The organism is Nitrosospira sp. Nsp13, assembly GCF_900101945.1.
Classification (GTDB): Bacteria; Pseudomonadota; Gammaproteobacteria; order Burkholderiales; family Nitrosomonadaceae; genus Nitrosospira; species Nitrosospira multiformis_D.
The window spans coordinates 229,139-252,208 of sequence record NZ_FMVD01000002.1 but is presented as its reverse complement, the minus strand read 5'-3'; the positions used below and the strand labels follow the sequence as shown (position 1 = coordinate 252,208).

Annotated in this window: 21 protein-coding genes; 14 read left to right on the top strand and 7 right to left on the bottom strand. The window is 52.1% G+C overall.

Features of this window, described 5'->3' with window-relative positions; all coding sequences use genetic code 11:
- Positions 1–120: 120 nt before the first annotated feature.
- From BLO43_RS04695 to BLO43_RS04685, 3 genes are all read left to right on the top strand, one after another.
- On the top strand, positions 121–603 hold the full coding sequence (locus BLO43_RS04695) for a hypothetical protein (protein WP_090906049.1): 483 nt from the start codon (positions 121–123) through the stop codon (positions 601–603).
- A gap of 2 nt (positions 604–605) precedes the next feature.
- Positions 606–995 (top strand): SirB2 family protein, encoded by a 390-nt coding sequence (locus tag BLO43_RS04690; protein WP_090906048.1) that lies wholly within the window; start codon positions 606–608, stop codon positions 993–995.
- 437 nt (positions 996–1,432) lie between these two features.
- Positions 1,433–3,763: a penicillin-binding protein 1A gene (locus BLO43_RS04685; protein ID WP_090906047.1), complete on the top strand. Its 2,331-nt coding sequence runs from the start codon at positions 1,433–1,435 to the stop codon at positions 3,761–3,763.
- A 105-nt stretch (positions 3,764–3,868) separates the two neighbouring features.
- Here the strand turns inward: BLO43_RS04685 and hemB are convergent, their stop codons facing one another.
- The 4 genes from hemB to BLO43_RS04665 form a co-directional block, all read right to left on the bottom strand.
- Positions 3,869–4,876, bottom strand: a complete 1,008-nt coding sequence (gene hemB, locus BLO43_RS04680) for a porphobilinogen synthase (RefSeq protein ID WP_090906046.1) — start codon at positions 4,874–4,876, stop codon at positions 3,869–3,871.
- A gap of 135 nt (positions 4,877–5,011) precedes the next feature.
- Positions 5,012–5,704: a ribosome biogenesis GTP-binding protein YihA/YsxC gene (yihA, locus tag BLO43_RS04675; RefSeq protein WP_090906045.1), complete on the bottom strand. Its 693-nt coding sequence runs from the start codon at positions 5,702–5,704 to the stop codon at positions 5,012–5,014.
- A 61-nt stretch (positions 5,705–5,765) separates the two neighbouring features.
- Positions 5,766–6,548: a type III pantothenate kinase gene (locus BLO43_RS04670; protein ID WP_090906044.1), complete on the bottom strand. Its 783-nt coding sequence runs from the start codon at positions 6,546–6,548 to the stop codon at positions 5,766–5,768.
- Between the two features lie 232 nt (positions 6,549–6,780).
- A complete protein-coding gene (locus BLO43_RS04665; RefSeq protein WP_090906043.1) occupies positions 6,781–7,770 on the bottom strand; it encodes a biotin--[acetyl-CoA-carboxylase] ligase in 990 nt (329 codons plus the stop codon).
- A 214-nt stretch (positions 7,771–7,984) separates the two neighbouring features.
- Here BLO43_RS04665 and BLO43_RS04660 point away from each other — a divergent pair, with 214 nt between their 5' ends.
- From BLO43_RS04660 to BLO43_RS04640, 5 genes are all read left to right on the top strand, one after another.
- Complete coding sequence (locus tag BLO43_RS04660; protein WP_254773331.1) at positions 7,985–9,682, top strand: glutamine--tRNA ligase/YqeY domain fusion protein; 1,698 nt, start codon at positions 7,985–7,987, stop codon at positions 9,680–9,682.
- A gap of 325 nt (positions 9,683–10,007) precedes the next feature.
- Positions 10,008–10,334: a thioredoxin TrxA gene (trxA, locus tag BLO43_RS04655; protein ID WP_074633857.1), complete on the top strand. Its 327-nt coding sequence runs from the start codon at positions 10,008–10,010 to the stop codon at positions 10,332–10,334.
- A 150-nt stretch (positions 10,335–10,484) separates the two neighbouring features.
- Positions 10,485–11,744 (top strand): transcription termination factor Rho, encoded by a 1,260-nt coding sequence (rho, locus tag BLO43_RS04650; protein WP_004179512.1) that lies wholly within the window; start codon positions 10,485–10,487, stop codon positions 11,742–11,744.
- A gap of 161 nt (positions 11,745–11,905) precedes the next feature.
- Complete coding sequence (gene rpmE / locus BLO43_RS04645) at positions 11,906–12,130, top strand: 50S ribosomal protein L31 (RefSeq protein WP_074633858.1); 225 nt, start codon at positions 11,906–11,908, stop codon at positions 12,128–12,130.
- A gap of 201 nt (positions 12,131–12,331) precedes the next feature.
- Complete coding sequence (locus BLO43_RS04640; protein ID WP_254773330.1) at positions 12,332–13,813, top strand: M48 family metalloprotease; 1,482 nt, start codon at positions 12,332–12,334, stop codon at positions 13,811–13,813.
- Between the two features lie 79 nt (positions 13,814–13,892).
- Here BLO43_RS04640 and BLO43_RS04635 read toward each other — a convergent pair whose 3' ends face one another.
- Together BLO43_RS04635 and BLO43_RS04630 are read right to left on the bottom strand one after the other, a co-directional pair.
- Positions 13,893–14,555, bottom strand: coding sequence for a glycerophosphodiester phosphodiesterase (locus BLO43_RS04635; RefSeq protein WP_090906041.1), 663 nt, complete (start codon positions 14,553–14,555; stop codon positions 13,893–13,895).
- Between the two features lie 64 nt (positions 14,556–14,619).
- Positions 14,620–15,450, bottom strand: coding sequence for an alpha/beta hydrolase (locus BLO43_RS04630; RefSeq protein ID WP_175443859.1), 831 nt, complete (start codon positions 15,448–15,450; stop codon positions 14,620–14,622).
- 75 nt (positions 15,451–15,525) lie between these two features.
- On the opposite strand from BLO43_RS04630, the gene ppa reads away from it, so the two are divergent.
- The 6 genes from ppa to BLO43_RS04595 all read left to right on the top strand — a co-directional run bounded on the left by ppa (position 15,526) and on the right by BLO43_RS04595 (position 20,161).
- Positions 15,526–16,074: an inorganic diphosphatase gene (ppa, locus tag BLO43_RS04625; RefSeq protein WP_090906040.1), complete on the top strand. Its 549-nt coding sequence runs from the start codon at positions 15,526–15,528 to the stop codon at positions 16,072–16,074.
- Between the two features lie 141 nt (positions 16,075–16,215).
- On the top strand, positions 16,216–16,821 hold the full coding sequence (locus BLO43_RS04620) for a GNAT family N-acetyltransferase (protein WP_090906039.1): 606 nt from the start codon (positions 16,216–16,218) through the stop codon (positions 16,819–16,821).
- A gap of 383 nt (positions 16,822–17,204) precedes the next feature.
- Complete coding sequence (locus tag BLO43_RS04610) at positions 17,205–17,639, top strand: DUF4398 domain-containing protein (protein WP_090906037.1); 435 nt, start codon at positions 17,205–17,207, stop codon at positions 17,637–17,639.
- 24 nt (positions 17,640–17,663) lie between these two features.
- On the top strand, positions 17,664–18,467 hold the full coding sequence (locus BLO43_RS04605; RefSeq protein WP_090906036.1) for an OmpA family protein: 804 nt from the start codon (positions 17,664–17,666) through the stop codon (positions 18,465–18,467).
- A gap of 155 nt (positions 18,468–18,622) precedes the next feature.
- On the top strand, positions 18,623–19,360 hold the full coding sequence (locus BLO43_RS04600; RefSeq protein WP_090906035.1) for an intradiol ring-cleavage dioxygenase: 738 nt from the start codon (positions 18,623–18,625) through the stop codon (positions 19,358–19,360).
- A gap of 66 nt (positions 19,361–19,426) precedes the next feature.
- Positions 19,427–20,161 carry a hypothetical protein gene (locus BLO43_RS04595; RefSeq protein ID WP_090906034.1) on the top strand — a complete coding sequence of 245 codons (735 nt, stop codon included), beginning with the start codon at positions 19,427–19,429 and terminating at the stop codon, positions 20,159–20,161.
- A gap of 95 nt (positions 20,162–20,256) precedes the next feature.
- Here the strand turns inward: BLO43_RS04595 and lon are convergent, their stop codons facing one another.
- On the bottom strand, positions 20,257–22,632 hold the full coding sequence (gene lon / locus BLO43_RS04590) for an endopeptidase La (RefSeq protein WP_090906033.1): 2,376 nt from the start codon (positions 22,630–22,632) through the stop codon (positions 20,257–20,259).
- Between the last annotated feature and the right edge of the window lie 438 nt (positions 22,633–23,070).

Below are 23,070 nucleotides of genomic sequence, written 5' to 3'. Positions count from 1 at the left end.
GTCGGCGCTGATGCAATCGCCACTATTGAATTCCGTGAATAAAGCAGAGTCCAAGGCGGGAGCGTGTCATTACAAGCACGATACGCGGTACATACGAGCAACGTAGGGGGATTACCTGTTATGGATGATTTCGCATTTGCCAGAGTGCTCCACGTATTGGGAGTAGTGTTATGGATCGGGGGTGTGGCGATGGTCACCACTGTATTGATTCCCGCCATGGCACAAATGAAATCGGCGTCCGAGCGAACGGAGTTTTTCAGTCGTGTCGAAAGCCGCTTCGCTCCCCAGGCGCGCTTCACCACGCTACTTGTCGGCTTGAGCGGCTTCTACATGGTACATATACTCAACGCATGGAGCCGTTTCACGGAATTGCGCTTCTGGTGGATGCATGCCATGGTCCTGGTATGGCTAATGTTTACGTTGATGCTATTCGTGGTGGAGCCCTTTGTACTGCGCCGGCGGATTAAAAATACCTCGGAGCATGACTCGGAAAAGATTTTGGCGCGAATGCGGCGTATGCATTGGGTAATGCTAAGCTTGAGTCTGATCGCTGTCGCTGGGGCGGTGGCAGGTAGCCACGGCTGGATGCTGCGCGGGGAGTAGGTATGAGCTATGCGGCATTAAAAATGATTCATGTCACCAGCATTGTGATCAGCTATCTGCTGTTTTCCTTGCGTGGCGTGTGGATGATGCGGGGATCCGCCGCATTGCAACAGCGCTGGGTAAAAATCACGCCGCACATAGTGGATACCGTGCTGCTGACGAGTGCCATTGCGCTGGCTATCATGATTGACCAGGACCCGGTAAATAACTCATGGCTCAGCGCCAAGATCGCGGGTCTGCTGCTTTATATCGGCCTCGGCATGATGGCGTTGAGATTCGGGAAAACCCGCAAAGCGAAAATTTCCGCCTGGATCGCTGCTCAGGTCGTATTTCTTTATATCGTACTGGTGGCCTTAACTAAAAACCCTACCGTGTTTTCCTTGACGTCATAAGCAATCAACATAGACCGGATTCTAAACTTTTAGCGGTCAAAACCATATGTGACGTATTATTTTCAGCGATTACTTTATAATTGTATGCGTTCACTGTGATAGGACACAGCAGAAATAGGATTTCAATTCCGCTGGTTGCTTTCGACCCTTATACTTAGTCTCACCATTTTTTTACATCAGGATTGAAATCAGCTCCTTATAATTCCAGATAATCCATCAGGACGCGAGATGATGACGAGGCAGGTTGCGAGACGATTTTGCCGGTTGCGAGAAGTTCATAGCCTGATCTATGGACGCCGCGCCAGTGGCAAGAACGGCGGCGAAAATTGCCGCAAACCGGCAGCCAGCACTCGGGTAGGCTCAGAGAGCCGCCTAATAGATTATCTGGGATAATTGCGAATGTTTATTTTGACGCTCCTCTTCAACGTTCAGCCCACATGCTAACCCGCTGGTGGGTTTATCTGATCGCCGCATTTTTTGCGGTGGGTCTGCTTGGTGTTCTACTAGTGGGTTTTGCGGCGCTGGTTACCATCCCCACACTTCCCTCGCTTGAAGCATTAACCGACTACCGCCCAAAAATTCCCTTACGCGTCTACAGTGACGAAGGTCTCCTGATCGGAGAATTTGGCGAAGAGCGCCGCCAGGTGGTTAAAATCAGTACGGCGCCAAAGCGGCTGAAACAGGCGATCCTGGCTGCCGAGGACGACCGGTTCTATCAGCATGGCGGGGTTGACTACATTGGTATACTGCGCGCCGCCTATTCCAACTTCACTTCCGGCGGTGTACGCCAGGGAGCCAGCACCATTACCATGCAAGTCGCGCGGAATTTTTTCCTGACTAAGGAAAAAACACTGACCCGGAAATTCAGCGAGGCTTTACTTGCATTCAAGATCGAACACAGTTTAAGTAAGGATGAAATCCTTGAACTTTACTTCAACCAGATCTATCTCGGGCAACGTGCCTACGGTTTCGCTGCCGCGGCACAGGTCTATTTTGGCAAGCCCCTGAATGATATCAGCCTTGCTGAAGCGGCTATGCTTGCGGGTCTTCCCAAAGCACCCTCACGCTTCAATCCGGTGGTCAACATCAAGCGCGCCAAAGCGCGCCAACTTTATGTACTCCGGCGCATGCACGACTTAAGCTATATCTCCAATCAGGAATTTAAAGAAGCGGAAAAACAGCCGATGCATGTCAAGCGCGAATCACAAGAATTCACCATGCGCGCCGATTATGTGGCGGAGATGGCACGCCAGGCAGTGTACGAACGTTACAAGGATGATGCCTACACCAAAGGTTACAGAGTCTATACGACGGTAAAAAAACTGGATCAGGAAGCAGCCAATAAAGCAGTGCGTCTAGGCGTGATGGATTATGACAGGCGTCACGGCTACCGCGGCCCCGAGGCGGTTATTGATCTAACCAAAAATAGCTCTGACCGGGAGGAAATACTGGAAGATGCACTCCAGGAAGTATCCGACAGCGGTGATATTCATGCTGCCGTGGCACTGGCCGCTGACCCAAAATTCGTCAAGGTATACCGCAGGGGTGGAGAAATCATCGAGATTACCGGCGATGGCCTCAAGTTCGCACAAAAATTTCTTACCAGCAAAGCTGGCCCCAACCAGCAGCATATCCGCCGAGGGTCGTTAATCCGTATATGGAAGAATGAAAAGGGTACATGGCAAATTGTACAACTCCCTCAGGTTGAGGCCTCGCTGGTTTCAATAAATTCGCGAGATGGGGCGATTCACGCCATGGTAGGCGGGTTTGACTTCAATCGAAATCAATTCAACCACGTCACGCAAGCTTGGCGCCAACCGGGTTCCAGCTTCAAACCGTTCGTTTATTCCGCCTCTCTTGAGAAGGGTTTTACGCCTGCAACCGTCATTAATGATGCGCCACTCTTTTTTACCGCTGCGGAAACAGGAAGCGAGGATTGGGAACCGAGAAATTTCGATGGCAATTTCGAGGGTCCATTGCGTATGCGTGAAGGGCTTGCCAAATCCAAGAATCTGGTGTCGATTCGTATTCTTCAGGCAATCGGTACCCAGTACGCACAGGATTATGTCGCCCGCTTTGGCTTCGATCCCAAACAGCATCCTCCCTATTTGCCGATGGCATTGGGCGCCGGATCGGTCACACCGATGCAAATGGCGGTGGGATATGCGGCATTCGCCAATGGGGGTTTCCGTGTATCTCCCTATTTTATTAAGCGCATCGAGGATGTGAAAGGCAATATTCTGGAGCAATCGGAACCGGCGTTGGCGGCGGAAAAGGCAAAACAGATCATCGATCCGCGCAACGCTTTTCTTATGACCAGCATGATGCAGGATGTGATTCAGCGAGGTACGGCGACCAAAGCAAAACAGTTGAACCGCACCGATCTGGCTGGCAAAACAGGCACGACCAACAATCACGTTGACGCCTGGTTTTGTGGTTATCAGGCCGATCTGGTCGCAATTGCCTGGATTGGCTTCGATACGCCCAGATCGCTGGGTAATAAAGAAACGGGGAGCCAGGCCGCTCTGCCCATATGGATGAATTATATGGGCAAGGCGTTAAAAGGTGTGCCAATGGCGGCTTATACGCCCCCACCAGGCATTACGGCGGTTAAAATCAATCCCGCGACTGGCTTAAGAGACGCGGGGGGTACGATGACGGAGTATTTTCTGGAGGAGCAATTGCCGCCCGAAGCGGATAGTGTGAAGGGGGTGGACGAGGCGATCAAATCTGCGGAGGACGTAATCAGGGAATTCCTCGCTCATTAGACCCGGCGGTTGACCGCTCATTTTTAGATGAGTCCGCTGCTACCGGATTAGGCTAAACCCAGGCATTGCGGCACACTTGCAAATTACCGGTTTTTCCCTCGCTATTTACTCTCTCTGCTTTAGCCATTCCGCCACATCCATCGCATAGTAGGTCAGGATACCGTCTGCGCCCGCTCGCTTGAAAGCCAGCATGGCTTCCAGAACGCAGGTTTTCTCATCCAGCCAGCCATTTTGCGCGGCAGCCTTAAGCATGGCGTATTCTCCGCTGACCTGGTAAACAAAGGTGGGTGCACCGAATCGGTCCTTGACTCGCCGGACAATATCGAGATAGGGCAAGCCGGGTTTTACCATCACCATATCGGCGCCTTCTTCCAGATCCAATCCGACTTCCCATAGCGCCTCATCTGAATTGGCCGGATCCATCTGATAGGTGTATTTATTTCCCGTACCCAGGTTGGCGGCCGAGCCCACCGCATCGCGAAACGGGCCATAGAAACTGGAAGCATATTTTGCCGAATAAGCAAGAATGCGGGTTTGAATGCACTTCCGGCTTTCAAGCGCAGATCGGATCGCACCGATGCGCCCGTCCATCATGTCTGATGGCGCAACAACGTCAGCACCGGCCTGAGCATGCATCAACGCCTGCTGAGCCAATACCGCCACAGTTTCCTCGTTCATTACATAGCCATTGGCATCAATCAAGCCATCCTGACCATGACTGGTGTAGGGATCGAGTGCCACGTCGGTGATAATACCGAGTTCGGGAAAACGCTTCTTCAGTTCGCTCACAATGCGGGGCACGAGTCCCATTGGATTGACCGCCTCGGCGGCGGTGAGGCTCTTCAGGCCAGGCTCTATAACGGGGAAAATAGCCATCGCCGGTATACCGAGTTGCAAGCACTTTTCCGCACGGTACATGAGCAGATCCAGACTTTGCCGCACCACTCCCGGCATTGAGGCTACCGTTTCCTCCTGTTTCTTTCCGTCCAGTACAAATACCGGATATATAAGGTCGTCCGGGCGCAAGTGGTTCTCCCGCATCAGGCGGCGTGAGAACTCATCGCGGCGCATGCGGCGCATCCTTTTCTGTGGGAACTGGCTAAAAACTGACATGATCAACCTAAAAAAAAGAATAAATCAGATAAAAAATTAAATATGGGGAACTTGTATCCAAATTTTCTATCTTATTAACAGACGGTGTTTAATTGTCTCCCGCTTTTCCTCCCTGAGCGGGTACCTTAATCCCTATTAAGGTAGTTTGCCCCCGGTTTTATTCCCCTTTAACCGGGGGCTTTTTATTTTCGTTTTCTGGCTTTGCGCAGCATTTAATTCCTGAATCAGATTTGTATCCAATCCAAGCCACGTACCCAGCAAGGCGGTAGCCTCTTCGACCCCTTCCCGGGTCATGCTGGAAAATAATTGTACGCTACATTGCGGATATGTTTCGCGCAAAAACGATAGTACGTCCTTGAGTATTTTTGCCGCCTGTTGCCTGCTCAGCTTGTCCGACTTTGTCAGCAACACATGCACCGGTTTTCCCGTTGACGCAAACCAGTTCAGCATTTGCCGGTCAAGCGGGGTCAAAGGATGCCGCACGTCCATGATCAATACCATGCCGTGAAGAGATTCGCGAGTTTGGAGGTAGGTACTGAGCAGATGTTCCCAATGCTGGCGAATTGCAGCGGGCACTTTAGCATAACCATAGCCGGGAAGATCAACCAGAAAACGACCGCTTCCCAATTGAAAAAAATTTATGTGTTGAGTACGTCCGGGTGTTTTGCTAACGAAAGCAAGACGGGCACGATTAGTGAGTGAGTTGATAGCACTGGACTTACCCGCATTGGAGCGTCCGGCAAAAGCTATCTCTACACCATCCGGCGGCGGCAACTGCTGCAGCTGATTAACCGTAGTATAGAAAGTTGTGTGCTGAAAAACGGACATATATTTCCAGATCAGCCGCGGTGGCAAAAAAATACCGAATTACATCATTTGTAATTTGTAATCAGGGATCCAGCTTTATAGCGCCGGTAGCCGCATCCTCCATGCTCTCCCGGGCAATTAATATCAGACCTTCCAGCACCAGATCATCCATCACTCTGACATTCAGGTTAAGTTGGGATTGCAACTGCTGCGCCGCGCCACCACAAAGGATGCAGTCAGGCACATGGCCGAGGGTGGTGGCGAGCAACGCGGCCATGCGCTCCACGGCGCCTGCGAGTGCATGCACCGCACCGCTGAATATGGCGTCAGCAGTGCTGTCGGGATAATCGCAAAACTTTCCTTCCTCGGGTTTTAGCGATGCGGTATGTTCCACCAATACTCTTTGCATCATATCAATACCGGGGGTGATGATACCGCCGAGAAACTCCCCGGTGTCAGAAAGCGCATCAACGGTCATGGCGGTGCCGGCATCCACTACCAGGCAGCCCTGCCGTTGCAATTCCCACGCCGCAACCAGCGCCGCCCAGCGGTCGCTGCCAAGCTGTGCGGGGTCAGCGTAATAATTGCGCACGCCACACTGGTAGGCAACGGCAGTGACCCATTGCGGCTCAATCCTCCAGCGAGAAAATAGCTCAGATAAATCCGCCTTCGCATCCGTACCGGCAACGTGGGATACCAGGATACGCGCGGGCTCCCGAAGATCTTGCCATTCCCGCTCCAGCGATGCCTTTCCAGTTTGCGCCGCCATCCCCTGCTTCAGCCATTTGCTGCCATCATGCAGCCCCCATCTGACGTGGGTGTTGCCCGAATCAACAATCAGCAGAAGGGGTGGAGAGACTGTCATACTAACCTAAATCCGGAGTTGGACAGGAGTGGACGGTTTCTGGCGAAAGGTACGGATAACGACTCGGAATGGCTATTCCATTCCAGGAAGTTGCAACGCAGTCATTACCGTAAAAACCGTCTAATCCATCCTGCAGCGAACTCACCAAAAAGGTGAAAATCATGCGGCGCAAAAAATCTTTGTGAATCATAACACTAATATGGAATATGAGCGATCAACCGCCGGACCAGGATTATGCCATCCTGCACAGCAGGATCTCGCCGCTGCTATAACCATGAGTTCCTGTCGCAGTCTGGAGCAGCAACGATCCATCGGCCGCTATGCCATGTACTATGCCTTCCTGGCTTGAGCCATCAGGCAGGCTGAGTGTGACAGGTTTATTTTCACATACATGGTGATCCACCCATTCTTTCTGGAACGGTGCAAAGCCCCGGTGCTCGAATTCCCTTAGCATCGTTATGAGTTCAATCAATAGTATCGCCATCAATTTGTTACGGTCAGGCATTTCATCAGTGATGGAGAATATATCTGTAGCACCCTGATCTATACGCGCCTGGATGGTGTCCGGCAATTTCAGGTTCATGCCGACACCGATCACCGCAACGGTAGGACCAAACATGTCGCCCTGCAATTCGATCAGTGTTCCCGCCAATTTACAGAAGCTAACCATCACGTCATTCGGCCACTTGAGCGCGGCATCTTTAATCCCTATCGATTTTAGTGCGCGCAGGATAGCTACTCCGACCGCAAGGCTCAAACCCGATAGAAAACTCGCACCCTGCTGGAACCGCCATAACAGGGAAAAAGTAAGACCGTCACCCAGGCCGGAATGCCATTGTCGCCCGCGCCGTCCGCGTCCGCGCGTTTGCAACTCGGCTGCGATCACATGAATACTATCGTTACCGGGACTCGATACCATTGCAGCTTTTTGTGATAACAGGCTATTGGTGGATTCGACGATATCCAGCACTTCCAGATTAAAATTGCGCGCTTCCTTGCCGAGATGCTTCAAAATAGTGTTTCGCTCCAACCAATGCACCGGATCAGGCAGGCGATAACCGCGACCGTGCACCTTGTGCACGGTCAGACCCACTTCGTCCAGGTCGCGGAGCGCATTAGAGATGCTTGCGCGCGAGACATCCAGCCTCTGGGCAATCGTCACGCCGGAATGGAAGGCACCATCGCTCAATAGACGCAGAATGGAAAAAGTAAGGGGCTTCATGACAATCAGTGTAGTGTAAATATCCTCGCCTGTGTTACTGCGGCTTATCGGGTAACCCTCTCCTCCAAATAAATTCTTGAGTCGTTTCCTGGGCTTAGACAGAAAGTTTGCTGACCCGAAAATACAATGAAAAACGTATTCAGGGGCTTCCTGAATACGATTACCACTATAATAGTTTGTCTGACGTATAAGAATGATATTCCGAGAGGCCGACTTGAAAGATAATTCCGCAGCAATCCCCGCCACGCCGCCCGTTTCCAACTTCATCCGCAACATCATTGAAGAAGACAATCGCGCCGGCAAATGGAATGGACGGGTGGAAACCCGTTTCCCCCCCGAACCGAATGGCTATCTCCACATCGGGCATGCAAAAAGCATATGTCTCAATTTCGGCCTCGCACATGATTATAACGGCGCTTGCCATCTGCGCTTCGATGACACCAATCCCGAGAAAGAAGAGCAGGAGTATGTCGATTCAATACTCGATTCGGTCCGTTGGCTTGGTTTCGATTGGGGAGATCATCTCCACTATGCTTCCGACTATTTTGACAAACTTTACGAATTTGCCGAATGTCTCATCACCCAGGGGAAAGCCTATGTGGACAGCCTCAATGCCGAGGAGATCCGCGCGCTACGCGGCACTTTAACCGAGGGTGGCAAGAACAGTCCATACCGTGAACGCGCCATTGCGGAAAATCTCGACCTGTTCCGCCGCATGAAAGCAGGGGAGTTCGCCGACGGCACCCACGTTTTGCGCGCTAAGATCGACATGACCTCTCCCAACATTAACCTGCGCGATCCGGTGATCTACCGCATCCGTCGCGTTCATCATCACCGTACCGGCGATAAATGGTGCATCTACCCGATGTATGATTACACGCATTGTATTTCCGATGCGCTGGAGAAAATTACCCACTCGCTTTGCACGCTGGAATTCGAGGATCACCGCCCTCTCTACGACTGGGTACTGGATCAGTTGAAAGACGTTGTTCCATGCCACCCGCAGCAAATCGAATTTGCGCGGCTGAATCTAACCTATACGGTGATGAGCAAGCGAAAACTGATCGAGCTGGTTGAAAATGGTTTCGTCGATGGCTGGGACGATCCGCGCATGAATACCCTGGCCGGCGTGCGGCGTCGAGGATACACGCCTGAGTCCATACGTCTGTTTGCCGAGCGCATCGGTATCAGCAAAGCCGACTCATGGATAGATATGAGCGTGCTGGAAGACTGCCTGCGCGAAGACCTGAATGATCGTGCACCCCGGCGTATCGCCGTCCTAGAACCGCTAAAAGTCATTATCGATAATTATGCAGAAGATAGCGAAGAGGAATGCCTTGCCCCCAATCATCCACAAAAGCCGGAGTGGGGAAAGCGCATCGTGCCGCTGTCGAAAATTATTTATATCGAGCGTGGTGATTTCATGGAAATTCCCTCCAAGGGCTATTTCCGCCTTTCTCCCGGTGCCGAAGTACGGTTGCGTTATGCTTACATTATAAAATGCGTTAGCGTCGTGAAAAATGCGAACGGAGAAATCATGGAAATTCACTGTACCTATGATCCCGACACCAAAAGCGGCACGGCGGGAGCGGAGAAACGCAAAGTAAAGGGCAATATCCACTGGCTTGCAGCGAAACATGCACGGCAAATCAAGGTAAGGCTTTATGATCGTCTGTTTGCGCAAGCGCATCCGGATGCCGGAGGAGGAGACTATAAGGCGTCCCTCAATTTACATTCGAAGAAAATCATCACCGCTTACGTGGAACCTTCGCTCAGCGAGGCTCAACCGGAAGATCGCTTCCAGTTCGAACGTCACGGTTATTTCATCGCCGACCGCAAGGACACGGAACCGGGCAAACCGGTATTCAACCGTGCGGTAACATTGCGGGATTCGTGGGGAAAAATCGCCTGATATCCGGCGGAATGGGAATCAAACGTAAAAGGCTTTTACCCACAGGGTCAGATGTCACACCCGGATTAGGCGGCTTACGCGCGGTGCCAGGGTATTTTTTTCTATCACGTGTCACTGATCATAATTTGATTATGATATGACACTTCCCTTTCGCACATTTTTTCGCTAGCATAGGCAAAATATAACAATATTTAATTTTTTAGCATATAGTTTCTATGTTCTGTTATCTTATACATCTATTCTGACCGGCTCAGACGTATACACCGATACCTCCGCTTTGCCGTACGTCATTAGCCGAATATATTAACCTTTGAATGAGAGCCCCATGAGCCAGCATATCCATTACGTCTCCGATGGAACATTTGAATCCGAAGTCTTGCAATCAGCCGTGCCCGTATTGGTTGATTATTGGGCGGAATGGTGTGGTCCGTGCAAGATGATCGCACCCATTCTGGACGAAGTTGCTAAAGAATATGGGGAGCGGCTCAAGGTGGCAAAACTTAATATTGACGAAAATCAGGCGACGCCCCCAAAATACGGTATCCGGGGTATCCCCACGCTCATGTTGTTCAAGAATGGCAATATTGAGGCAACCAAAGTTGGCGCACTATCCAAATCGCAATTGACCGCTTTTATTGACAGCCATATTTAAACCGGCTACTCTTATAACTGTTGCCTCCCTAAAGTAAGTAAAGCGGAATCCGGTTGGATCCCGCTTCTAATTCTTGCCCTACCCCATCGCCCTTCCCCAACGTTTTCTGAAGCTTTACGCCCCCTGCTTTTTCACCCACGAATTCCGTCCATGCACCTATCCGACCTTAAGAACTTCCATGTCACCGAACTGGTAGAGATGGCTATTGCCAATGAAATTGACGGCGCCAACCGTCTGCGAAAACAGGATTTGATTTTCGCATTGCTGAAAAACCAGGCGCGAAAGGGAGAGAGTATTTTCGGTGAAGGCACGCTGGAAGTCTTGCAGGATGGTTTCGGGTTTCTGCGATCGCCGGATACCTCCTATTTGGCGGGCCCCGACGACATTTACGTCTCCCCCAGCCAAATCCGGCGTTTCAACTTGCATACCGGAGATTCGATAGAAGGCGAAATCCGCACTCCCAAGGATGGCGAACGCTATTTCGCACTGGTAAAGGTAGACAAGGTCAACAACGAGCCGCCGGAAAACTCCAAGCATAAAATTCTGTTTGAGAACCTTACCCCGCTTTTTCCCACCCAACGGCTTCTGCTCGAACGTGACATCAAAGCCGAGGAAAATGTCACCAGCCGCATCATCGATCTCATTGCCCCCATCGGCAAGGGACAGCGCGGCCTGCTGGTGGCGAGTCCCAAATCGGGGAAAACCGTCATGCTGCAACATATCGCTCACGCGATCGCCGCCAACCATCCTGACGTTATCCTGATGGTGCTGCTGATAGATGAGCGTCCCGAAGAAGTGACCGAGATGATACGTTCGGTCAGAGGCGAAGTGGTTTCTTCCACTTTTGATGAACCGGCGGTGCGTCACGTACAAGTCGCCGACATGGTCATTGAAAAAGCCAAGCGGCTGGTGGAACACAAGAAGGATGTGGTGATATTGCTGGACTCGATCACGCGTCTGGCACGCGCATACAATACGGTGGTACCCGCCTCCGGCAAGGTACTGACGGGTGGCGTCGATGCCAATGCATTGCAGCGTCCCAAGCGTTTTTTTGGTGCCGCGCGCAACATCGAAGAAGGCGGCTCCCTCACCATCATCGCCACCGCACTGGTCGATACTGGCTCGCGCATGGATGATGTGATCTACGAGGAATTCAAAGGCACCGGCAACATGGAAATCCATCTCGACCGGCGCATGGCGGAAAAACGCACCTATCCGGCAATCAACGTCAACCGTTCCGGTACCCGCAAGGAAGAATTGCTTATCAAGCCCGACGTGTTACAGAAAATCTGGGTGCTGCGCAAGCTGCTCTATCCGATGGATGACATGGATGCAATGGAATTCTTGCTCGACAAGATCAAGGCCACGAAAAACAACGCGGATTTCTTTGATTCAATGCGGCGGGTATAGGCGATGAAGGATCAGGTAAATACGTCTTGTGTTCCTGATTCAAGCCCACCGGCAACCTCCACATAACAACCACATTGTTGCAACCCCTTCCCGATTAAAGGATAATATGCCCCTTTCCGTTCCGCAGCCTGCCGGACGGGGTTAGATCAAGGACACGAACCATGAAAGCAGAAATTCATCCAGATTATCAGGAAATCACCGTGACCTGCAGTTGCGGCAACACATTTCAGACCCGCTCCACCATGAGCAAGCCCTTGCATATAGAAGTATGCTCGGTCTGCCATCCGTTCTATACCGGTAAGCAAAAAATCGTTGACACCGCGGGGCGGGTAGAGAAATTTCGCCAGAAATACGGCAAAAAGACGGAAAAACAGACAACGGCTTAACACTGTTTCCATCCCCATCTCTATCTCTCTCTGTATGATGGCAGCTAGGGCGGGTGGTAAGGGTCACCAGGCAAACCAAGGGCAGCTTCGAGCTGCCCTTTTTTATTTTCCTGCAACTTTTTCGTATTCCAATCGTTAACCTAAATCTGGTAGTCGGTAGCGAACTCACCAAAAAGATGAAGATTAGGTTGATATAGCGCCATGAGGACTTCATCCACACCTGGATTTATCGTTGCGCTCAGTACGGTACTTCTATTTGCGGGTTGCGCGATAAATCCGGTTACCGGCAGCCGGAACTTCACTCTCATGTCGGAAGCCGACGAGATGAACAAGGGGCGGCAGGCCGCCGCGGAAATTCAGAAGAAATATGATAATTATGATCTGCCCGCCCTCCAGAACTATGTTAATACAGTCGGACAAAAACTCGCCAAAAAAAGCCACCGGCCGCAGCTCGAATATCATTTCACGGTCGTCGACAGTCCTCAAGTAAATGCTTTTGCCCTGCCCGGCGGTTATATTTATGTCACGCGCGGCATACTGGCATATCTTAACTCCGAAGCCGAACTTGCCGCTGTGCTGGGGCATGAGATTGGCCACGTGACGGCGCGCCACAGCGTACGGCAATATAGCGCCGCCACTGCCGCCAATGCCGCTGCCACTGTCGGGGGCCTGGTGGCGGGAATATTTATGCCGCAACTGGGCGGGCAACTGGCACAAGGCCTACAAAGCCTTCTAGGGTTTACCGGCAGTGCCCTCCTTTCGGGCTATGGCCGTAGCCACGAGCTGGAGGCGGATCGTCTGGGTGCCGAGTATCTTGCGCGAAGCGGCTATGATCCACAGGCAATGATCAAGGTCATTGGCGTGCTGAAAAACCAGGAGCTATTTGACATTGAAGTCGCTAAGCAGGAAGGCCGTGAACCGCGTCGCTATCATGGCATTTTTGCCACTCACCCCGACAATGACACACGCCTGCAGGAAGTGGTTGGCGAAGCGAACCAATACATCGAACCGGCCGGCACGGATGATCGTCGCGCGGAATTCCTGCGCCAAACCGACGGGATGGTATTTGGCGATGCGGTCAACCAAGGGGTTGTGCGAGGAAGTACGTTTCGACATAAAGAGATGGGGTTCATGTTGTCGTTTCCTCCCGATTGGCGTGTACGCAACAAGCCCGATGAAGTTGTGGCGACCAGCCCCGATGGGGATGCGCTGATGGCATTGAGTCTCTTCGATACGCCCCGCGGTTCCCCGGCTGATCTTGCTCGGGAACGCTTTCGTCTTGAATCCTCCGATCAGATTTTATCGATGACCAATAACGGCTTGCCTGTCGCTGTTGTGACCTCCACTACACAGAATGGAGAGCCGTTCAAGGCAGGCGTGATTTACCACGACAGCAAGGCATATCTTCTTGCGGGGAGAGGCGATTCTCCCGCCGCGTTCGACCGTTACCGCGCGGCAATCTCCAGCGCGATTGAAAGTTTCCGCGCGCTCACCGATGCGGAGCGAGAATCCATCAAACCGCTTGAGATCAGAACCATCACTGCCAGGAAAGGTTTGAGCTACACCGAGTTGGCACGGAATTCCCCCTTGGGTGTAAACGCCGAAAATTACTTGCGTTTACTTAATGGCCAGTATCCTGAGGGCGAGCCGGTACCCGGCCAGAAAATCAAAATAGTCAAATAAGCGCTTCGCTTGCAGGATAACTATCAGCTTTCTTCCTTGCTTTTAGCCAACCTGCAACGCTTTTTTTTCTCAATGCAAGCTACGCATTCTGGGCTAAAAGGGGATAGTCGGTAATCACGCCATCCACACCGAGCTCCCGGCAGTAATCGTGCTCCATTTTTGTCATCGGACCATAGACAAAATTACGAAAACCATCCGTAGCCGCCTGCTTCAACAGGCTATCATCCAGAACATCATAATCCCACACAATATGATTGACCCTGGGATTGCCATCACAATCAGAATCAGCCAGCAAGGAATTTAGCGTTTGTGGCCGATGCGCCACCAACAGGCCGCAATTGACCATAAGAGATGACGCGCAGATTGCAACCAGATCGTGACGGAAGGAGGTGACGACAATCCGATGGCTGGCCTGATGCTTTTCAAGCACTCTTATGACCGAGGATAATGCCCTCGTTGTCTTGATCTCGATATTCCACAGGATGCCGGAAAATTGCTCCAGCGCTTCATCCAGCGTTGGCACCTCATGTCCTGAAACCTCTTCGATGTCTCTGCGGGTGAGATCGGCCACGGCTTGCCCCGATGCAATCACACGATCATGAATCAGTACCGGCAGACCATCAAGACTGATGCGCACATCGGTTTCGATACCGTTTACGCCCAGCGCCACTGCGGCTTCAAAAGCAGCCAACGTATTTTCGGGAAATGCGGTGTGGGCACCGCGGTGAGCTATCACCAGCATGATATAGTCCAAAGCAAATTTAATCGGTCAAACATAATCACAGCTACTTTTCTTTATAGTAAAGCTATGGAAATGCGCTTAAGTTTGTGTCAATAAACTTCCTCAATGCTTCCACCCAGTCTTCCTGCATGAAAATAAATCCATTGTTGTGACCACCCTGCAACCGCAGAAATTGCTTTGGTTCAGGTGCGATCTGATACAGCGCCTCGCCATGCGTGAACGGCACAATGTCATCCTGTGGGCTATGCGCGACGAACACCGGGCAAGTAACAGTTTGCAAATAGTCAATCGTACTATATTCAAAACGGGATAACAGACGTACCGGCAAAAAAGGGTAAATCTTCGCCGCCATGTCGGGGATGGAAGTAAATACGGAGGCAAGTACCAGCAATGCCGGTTTTTCTCGCGCCGCAAGCCACGCCGCCACTGCGCCGCCCAAGGATTCACCGAATAATACAACATGCGTTGAGGGAATTTCTTTTGTTTCGGTGAGGTAACGCCACGCCGCCTGAGCATCAAGATAAGTACCTGACTCGGAAGGAGATCCGCTACTCTGACCATAGCCGCGATAATCGAAAATGAGGGTGTTGTAACCAAGGCGATGAAACATCAGCAGATAGTCCATGCGGTGCGAAATATTGCCGGCGTTTCCATGAAAGAACAATACCGTCCCCGTTGCAGCTGGGACAGGGATAAACCAGCCATGCAGGGATTCACCATCCGAGGTAGCAATTTCCACAGACTCGTAAGCAAGGCCTCGGTCACTAGGTGTTTCGATGATATTTCTTCCAGATCCCGGATAATAGACAAGGCTCGATTGGGCGAAAAATATCAATGCTGCCAATGCAGCATAGGCGATTGCAGCCATAATGGATAAACTGAACAACATGCGCATGGACGGAAATCGGGCAATCTCTCAGACTCATAGTTATAATAGACATTTTTCAGCCACCAAGAACAGGAACTTAATATGAATCTCGACCGGGTAAATTCTGGCCGTGACGTGCCCAATGATTTCAACGTCATCATAGAAATACCCATGAACGCCGACCCCATCAAGTACGAAGTGGATAAGGAGACCGGCGCGATGTTTGTGGATCGTTTCATGTCTACATCAATGCACTACCCATGCAACTACGGCTATATTCCTCACACACTGTCGAAAGATGGTGATCCGGTGGATGTACTGGTGATTTCGCCGGTTCCGCTCATTTCCGGCGTGGTAGTACGCTGCAGGCCGCTGGGCATGCTGAAAATGACTGATGAAGCCGGTGAGGATGCCAAAGTGCTGGCTGTACCCATAGATAAGCTATGTGGCCTCTACCGCAAAAAAAAATCCTACGACGATTTACCTGAGCTGGTGCTCTCGCAAATCGCACATTTCTTCGCACACTATAAAGATTTGGAAACGGGGAAATGGGTCAAAATAAATGGCTGGGCTGGCGTCAAAGATGCCAAGGCGGAAATCATGAGCGGGGTCAAACGTTATAACTCTGCCAAAAAGAAGCCAATGTTTTAAAACTCGTCGCAATGCAACGTGATTCTTGATCTGGCATGCAAAGTACACCACTATTGATCTGAGCTGGATCCACACCAAATCCGGGATGACGAAATTCCTGATACTTGTTATCCATATAAATAGCAACAGCATGAAGAAAAAATGAGCTGGCTTGAACCGGTAGAGTTGAAGGGGGCGGTTGTAACACTTGCCCCTCTCGGGATGGATCACGTCACGCCGTTGAAGGCTGCTGTACAGGATGGAGAGTTCTGGAAGCTCTGGTTTGCCAAGGTGCCCTCACCGGAACAAATGGAAAGCTATGTGACGCACGCTGTTGAAGATGCAGCGAAAGGAAATATCGCTTTTGCCGTCAGGCTCAATAAAACAGGCAGGATTGTTGGCACAACCCGTTTTTATAACGTTGACGAAATAAACAAAAGGCCGATGCTGGGCTACACCTGGTATGCAAAATCAGTGTGTAAAACAGGTGTGAATAGTGAAAGCAAGTTATTGTTACTTCAGTATATTTTTGAGAAAAAAGAAGCTGTCGCGGTAGAATTCAGAACACATTATTTCAATCATGTCTCCAGAACTTCGATCGAAAGACTAGGCGCAAAACAGGATGGAATTTTACGCAGCCACCAAAGAATGTCCGATGGCTCAATCCGCGATACGGTTGTTTATTCAATACTTCAGCACGAGTGGCCCGCAGTGAAAAACAACCTATTGAGCAGACTCGCAAATAACTGCCACGCCGCTCCCGAATAAATCATGCCCCGATTAATGTTACGTTGCGGAATTGAAGGTTGATCTGAGTTAACCCGATTTCACGGCAGGCCGATATTCGGCTCAATAATGGCCTCAACTGGCATATTGCTATCGTGAATATTGCCAACGTGGTTGAAATTTGCCCCCTCCCGGAGATAGGATACAAGGCTGTTGCTTTTCACGGCAACAGTTGACAGCGGGTTATGCCTCTCTCGCTGACTATAACTCGCGCGACCGCCCGCGCCACGCAACATCTCTCGTTACATCCCAGATAACGTGTCGGCCGAAAACCCTTGGCTCGCCATTTTCTCCGCGTTGCATGTGCTCGTCTCAGGGTCTAAGTGCGCTAGCACACTGAATAATCCAATTTTAGCGGATAGACTTTGTTCGGTTCCCTCATTATTCAACCTGATTCCTTAGAGGTCAAAATGAAAGACATTTCCAGGTTCAAGTGGTATCGAACAATGAGTTTAGTTGCTTTTGCGGCTATATTCACCGCGGCTTGCGCAACCACAGAAAAGAGAGATACAGCGGCGCAGCTTGCGGTAGCAAGAACCACCGTTGCGGATGCGGTAAGCGCCGGCGCAGCTGAATACGCAGCGGTGGAATTGAAAGACGCCCAGGAAAATCTGGATGCTGCGGAAAAGGCAGCAATAGCGCATGACTATAAAGTAGCTATAAAGTTAGGTGAAAAAGCGCAAATAAATGCTCAACTAGCCAGTTCCAGAACTCGTGCGGCAAAAGCACAGAAAGCAGCAGACGCGTTAAGGGACAGTAACCGCACTCTCCAGGACGAAATGGACCGAACAGCAAAATAACCCCATACAAAGGAGGTTTCGCTCATGAATAAGAATGAGTTACTAACCATCTCGCTTGTCGCCGTGGCCATCCTGGCAGGCTGTGCGACGCCAGACAGAAATGCCCGCCTGGAAGACGCTCGTAGTAGCTACAACGATGCACAGAGCAATCCACAGGTTGTCAATCTGGCTGCCCTGGAACTGAAGGAGGCAGGCGACGCGTTGTCGAAGGCAAACAATGCGTGGAATCAGCGACAAGATCCGGCCACGGTAGACCATTTGGCTTATCTGGCGCAACGGCGCGTGGCAATCGCCCAGGAATCCGCAAAGCGTAAAAGTGCTGAAGCGGATGTTTCCCAAGCCGAAGCGGAACGCGATAAAGTTCGTCTTGCCGCCAGAACGCAAGAAGCGGACAGGTCTCAGCAGCAGACCAGGGAACTTGAACAACAACTCAATGAGCTGAACGCAAAGCAAACGGATCGGGGACTAGTCATTACACTTGGCGATGTGCTATTCGATACCGATCAGGCACAACTCAAGTCGGGCGGGGCTCGGGAAATGCAAAAGCTTGCCGATGTTCTGAAACAGAATCCGCAACGCACGGTTTTTATCGAAGGATTTACTGACAGTACGGGCAGCGATAGCCATAACCAGGAGCTTTCCGAACGACGCGCCAATGCAGTACGTGATACGCTACTGAATCTGGGTATTAGTGGGGATCGCATAACAACTCGCGGTTATGGAAAAAACTTTCCGATCGCCAGTAACGCCAACCAGGCGGGACGACTATTGAATCGCCGGGTGGAAATAGTTATTTCGGACCAGAGCGGAAATATCAGATCACGCTAAAACATCTATCCCGGGAACGAAGTTAGCGCGAGTACTGCCAAAGGAAAGGAAAGAGCTACTCAAAAACTGGCAGCGATATCCGTCACTCCGAAGCCCGTGTGGGGTCCTGGCATCCTTTGGCAGTTGGCCGCTGTTCTAAACTCTAGGGGAGAAGCATGAGCGCTGATGATTACCAGGAATGGCTGTTAAGCCGACGAAAAATGCTTACCCTGCTGGGAGCAGCGGGAATAAATATGCTCACCGGCTGCTCGTCTCGCGGCTCCGGTACCAGGGAAGTCAATGGAAGGATACTTTCCTGCATCGTCACCCCCCAGCAGACCGAGGGTCCCTATTTTGTTGATGAACGTCTGCATCGTCCGGATATTCGCTCCGATCCCTCGGATGGCTCAATAAGAGAAGGATTGCCTCTCGCGCTCGAAATTCATGTTTCCTCAGTAGATAAAACCGATTGCAAGCCGCTCGCGGGCGCTGTTGTGGATATCTGGCACTGCGATGCCCAGGGAGTTTATTCGGACGTTATGGATAGTGGTTTTAATACCGTTGGCAAAAAATTCCTGCGCGGCTATCAAGTAACAGATACAAACGGCAACGTTCGATTTACGACTATCTACCCCGGCTGGTATTCGGGCAGAACCCCCCATATCCACTTCAAGATTCGTACCGATCCAAAATATATGCGAGCCCGTGAGTTCACGTCGCAACTCTACTTCGACGATTCCATAACCGATCATGTTTATGCAACGCAGCCGTATGCCCAAAGGGGCCCCCGCGCGCCGAGAAATAAGGGGGATGGTATTTTCCGATGGAGTGGAGGAGACCAACTGATACTGACGCTCATCAAAAGTGATACGGGTTATGTTGGATCATTCAATGTCGGGCTGGAAATAGCCTGACCGGCACCCCACCCTCACCCATCCGTAAGACCGCTCCACAGATCTCGGGTGGCAATAGGAGAAAGCATGATTGCAGGAAAATCACCCGAGGCCTGGTACTGGTCACACGACATTGAATCAGATCAAATCGACGGCATAGTTGTGCCGGGCATGAATTTGATGCGGTTGTCGAGCTATGGCACAGGCAGTCATCGACGGTTCGCCGCGCTGATCTTCAAGGATTCCGGACTCGATCACAGTTACGTACTCGATCTCGACGACGCCGCGATTGAAGTTCTGCCGCGCGGAACCGGGGCCTGGCCCGCCACCATCACTGTCGATATCAGCGGGCCACAGCGACGCTTTTCGTTGGTTTTGCAAAAGGAACCGGGGCCACTGTCCAACGTTCATCTCGATCTGGATGAGGCCAGTGTGCGCAAGCTCCTCGACGGCCACCACGGCATCTCCGACTTTGTCACGTATGTCGCGGATGGGGTTCGTAAATATGCCGTGATTCTGGAGGAACGATCTGGATCATCATGGTTTTTAACCGATCTCACCGCACACGAACTTGATACCAGGCTCGTCGAACTGGGTGCCAGCCTGCTGCGTGTGCGCGCCTACGTTGAGGACGGCCAGCAGCGATTCGCTGCGATTGCTGGGCAACCAGGCGCCGGCAAATGGGCCTGGTACGCCGGACTTGATGCTGACGCAGTGGCCAGTAAACTTGATGCCAATAATGCCTACCCCTTCGATCTGGACGCCACGCGCGACGAGCATGGCGTTCGCTTCACGGTGGTCATGTATCGTAACAAGCCATAACGTTGCCGCAACGCCCGATGCTTCACCCTGGCCCTGTTAGCAATCGAACACCAATACCCGAAAATTGAATTGCCTGGGTCCAGCCAGCTCTGCGCTCAGACAAGCTTGAACGCTGACTCAGAAGGACGGGCGCCGCGCTCGCCCAGTGACGCCTGAATCGCATCAGCCACGGTTTCCAGCAAGATGAACTGTAAAGCGGCCCGCGCCGCTTCGGGTACTTCGCTCAGATCTTTCTGATTGCGGGCTGGCAACAGCACTCTCCGCAAGCCCGCGCGTTGTGCGGCAAGCACCTTCTCCTTGATGCCACCCACTGGCAGTACCAATCCACGCAAACTGATTTCGCCAGTCATTGCCACGTCGTGATGCACTGGCCGATCGGTAAAAAGTGACGTGAGCGCCACGAACATGGCAACCCCGGCACTGGGGCCATCCTTTGGAATAGCGCCCGCCGGCACGTGCACATGCACGTCGATGCCGTCGAACATTGCCGCGGGAATATTGAGGTCGTTTGCATGTGCTTTTAACAGGGTGAGCGCGGCCTGAGCGCTCTCCTTCATGACATCGCCCAACTGGCCGGTCAGAATCAGTTGTCCTCTGCCACTTACCCGCGTGGCTTCGATGAAGAGGATGTCGCCGCCCACCGGCGTCCAGGCCAGACCGGTGGCCACCCCCGGTAGACTGGTACGCAGCCCGATTTCATGCTCGAATTTCGCGGGCCCGAGGATGGCGTCGAGGTCCGCGGCATTGACACTTACCTGAAGGCGCTCATCATCGGCGACACGCATGGCTATGTGGCGCATTACGCGCCCAATTTCCCGTTCGAACTGGCGCACTCCAGCCTCATGCGTGTAATTGGCAATGATGCTATCCAGCGCCTCGGTCGCCAGTTCACACTGCGCTTCGCTCAGGCCATTAGCCTCGCGTTGACGGTGCACCAGATAGCGCAGCGCGATCTGAAGTTTTTCCTCGCGGGTATAGCCCGGCAGATCGATGATCTCCATGCGGTCGCGTACCGGGGGCGGCACATGATCGATTACATTCGCCGTAGCAATGAAGACAACACGGCTCAAATCAAACGGTACGCCGAGATAATTGTCGCGAAAGGTCGAATTCTGTTCTGGATCCAGCACTTCGAGCAGCGCCGCCGATGGATCGCCATGGAGACTGGCCGACATCTTGTCGACCTCATCGAGCATCATCACACAGTTGCGCGCACCGGCTTTGCGCAAGCTTTGTACGATATTACCCGGCATTGCGCCAATATAGGTGCGGCGGTGACCACGCATCTCGGCTTCGTCGTGTACCCCGCCCAACGACACGCGGACGAATGGCCGCTGCAATGCGCGCGCGATGCTCTGGCCGAGGGAAGTCTTGCCCACCCCTGGCGGCCCGACGAAACATAGAATTGGCGCGCGGCCCTGAGGCTTGAGCTTTTGTACCGCCAGGAATTCGATAATACGCCGCTTGACACGATCAAGTCCGAAGTGGTCGGCCTCAAGAATCTGGCGTGCGGCATTCAAATCGATGGGTGGATCGGCCGGCAGCCGCCAAGGCAATTCAGTCATCCATTCCAGATAAGTATGAAGCATTGAATATTCACTCGACGCACCTGGCATCCGCTGCAACCGCTGCAATTCTTTGCGCGCCTGGGCTTCTACCTCCTCTGGCATGCCGGCGTTGGTGATCGCCTCACCCAGCTGCTCGATTTCCTGATCATTGCCATCGCTTTCTCCGAGTTCCTTCTGGATGGTCTTCAATTGTTCACGCAAAAGAAACTTGCGTTCACGATCCTCCAATTGTTCCTTCGTTCGCTCACCGATTTCCTGCGACAGCCTGAGTACTTCGATGCGGCGCGACAGGATCTGCAACACCTTTTGCAGCCTTTCCTCGGTACGCATGGTTTCAAGCAGCATCTGCTTCTCATTTACTTCCGTATCGAGCAGACTGGCGGTAATATCCGCCAGGTGCGATGGTGCACGCGTTGCCTGCAGTGCATGCGCAAGCTCCGCGGGCACGCCGGGCAGCAGCGACAGGACCTCGACCGCACGTTCACGCAATTGCATGGCAAGCGCTTCAGCCTGGGTAGAAACCAGTTCCGATTCATCAATACGCTGCACACGAGCTGCCAGGAATGGGTAACCCTCCACCAGTTCCTCGATGCGGAAACGCTCAATCCCTTGGCATACGGCATGGCGTAACCCATCGGCCGAGGTAATGTGTCGCATGATGTTGGCCACCGTACCGATGGGGCATAGCGCATCAATGCCCGGGTCATCGATAGCGGCGTCCTTCTGCAACACGATACCGACCGGGGTATTGGATTGAAGCGCGTGCTCAACAGCGGCGATCGACTTCACGCGGCCAACGGTGATGGGCATCAGGACATGCGGAAACAATACGACATTGCGCATTGGCACCAGCGCAATCACCCCGTCGGGCAGGTTGAACCCGGTTGCGGCAGGCTGTTCCATGGCATCCTCTCTTGGCAAAAAAACAGTTCCTGTTGCACAGATCAGTGAGCCCAGCTGTGCGCTATACCGAAAGTATCATTCTTCAAAAATGGCAGCGTGAAACATTGCATTGGAAGACAGGAATCTCGCATTCTTTGTATCAGTCTAGCATGGGTCACCTAAACATCAACTTGATCGGATCTTCCCTGAACAATACGACTGTTTTTGGAACCATGAAGCACAAACCATACAACCCTGATTCCGGCAAGCCGTTCGTTTTCCTGGTTCGAACCAGATAATCCATTAGGGTGCGAGGTGATGGCGAGGCAGGTTGCGAGACAGTTTTTGCCGGTTGGGAAAAGTCCATCACTGGGTCTATGGACGCCGGCCACGTGGCGAAGATGGTCGCAAACCGGCCGCCAGCACTCGGTAGGCTCGGAGAGCCGCCTAATGGATTAT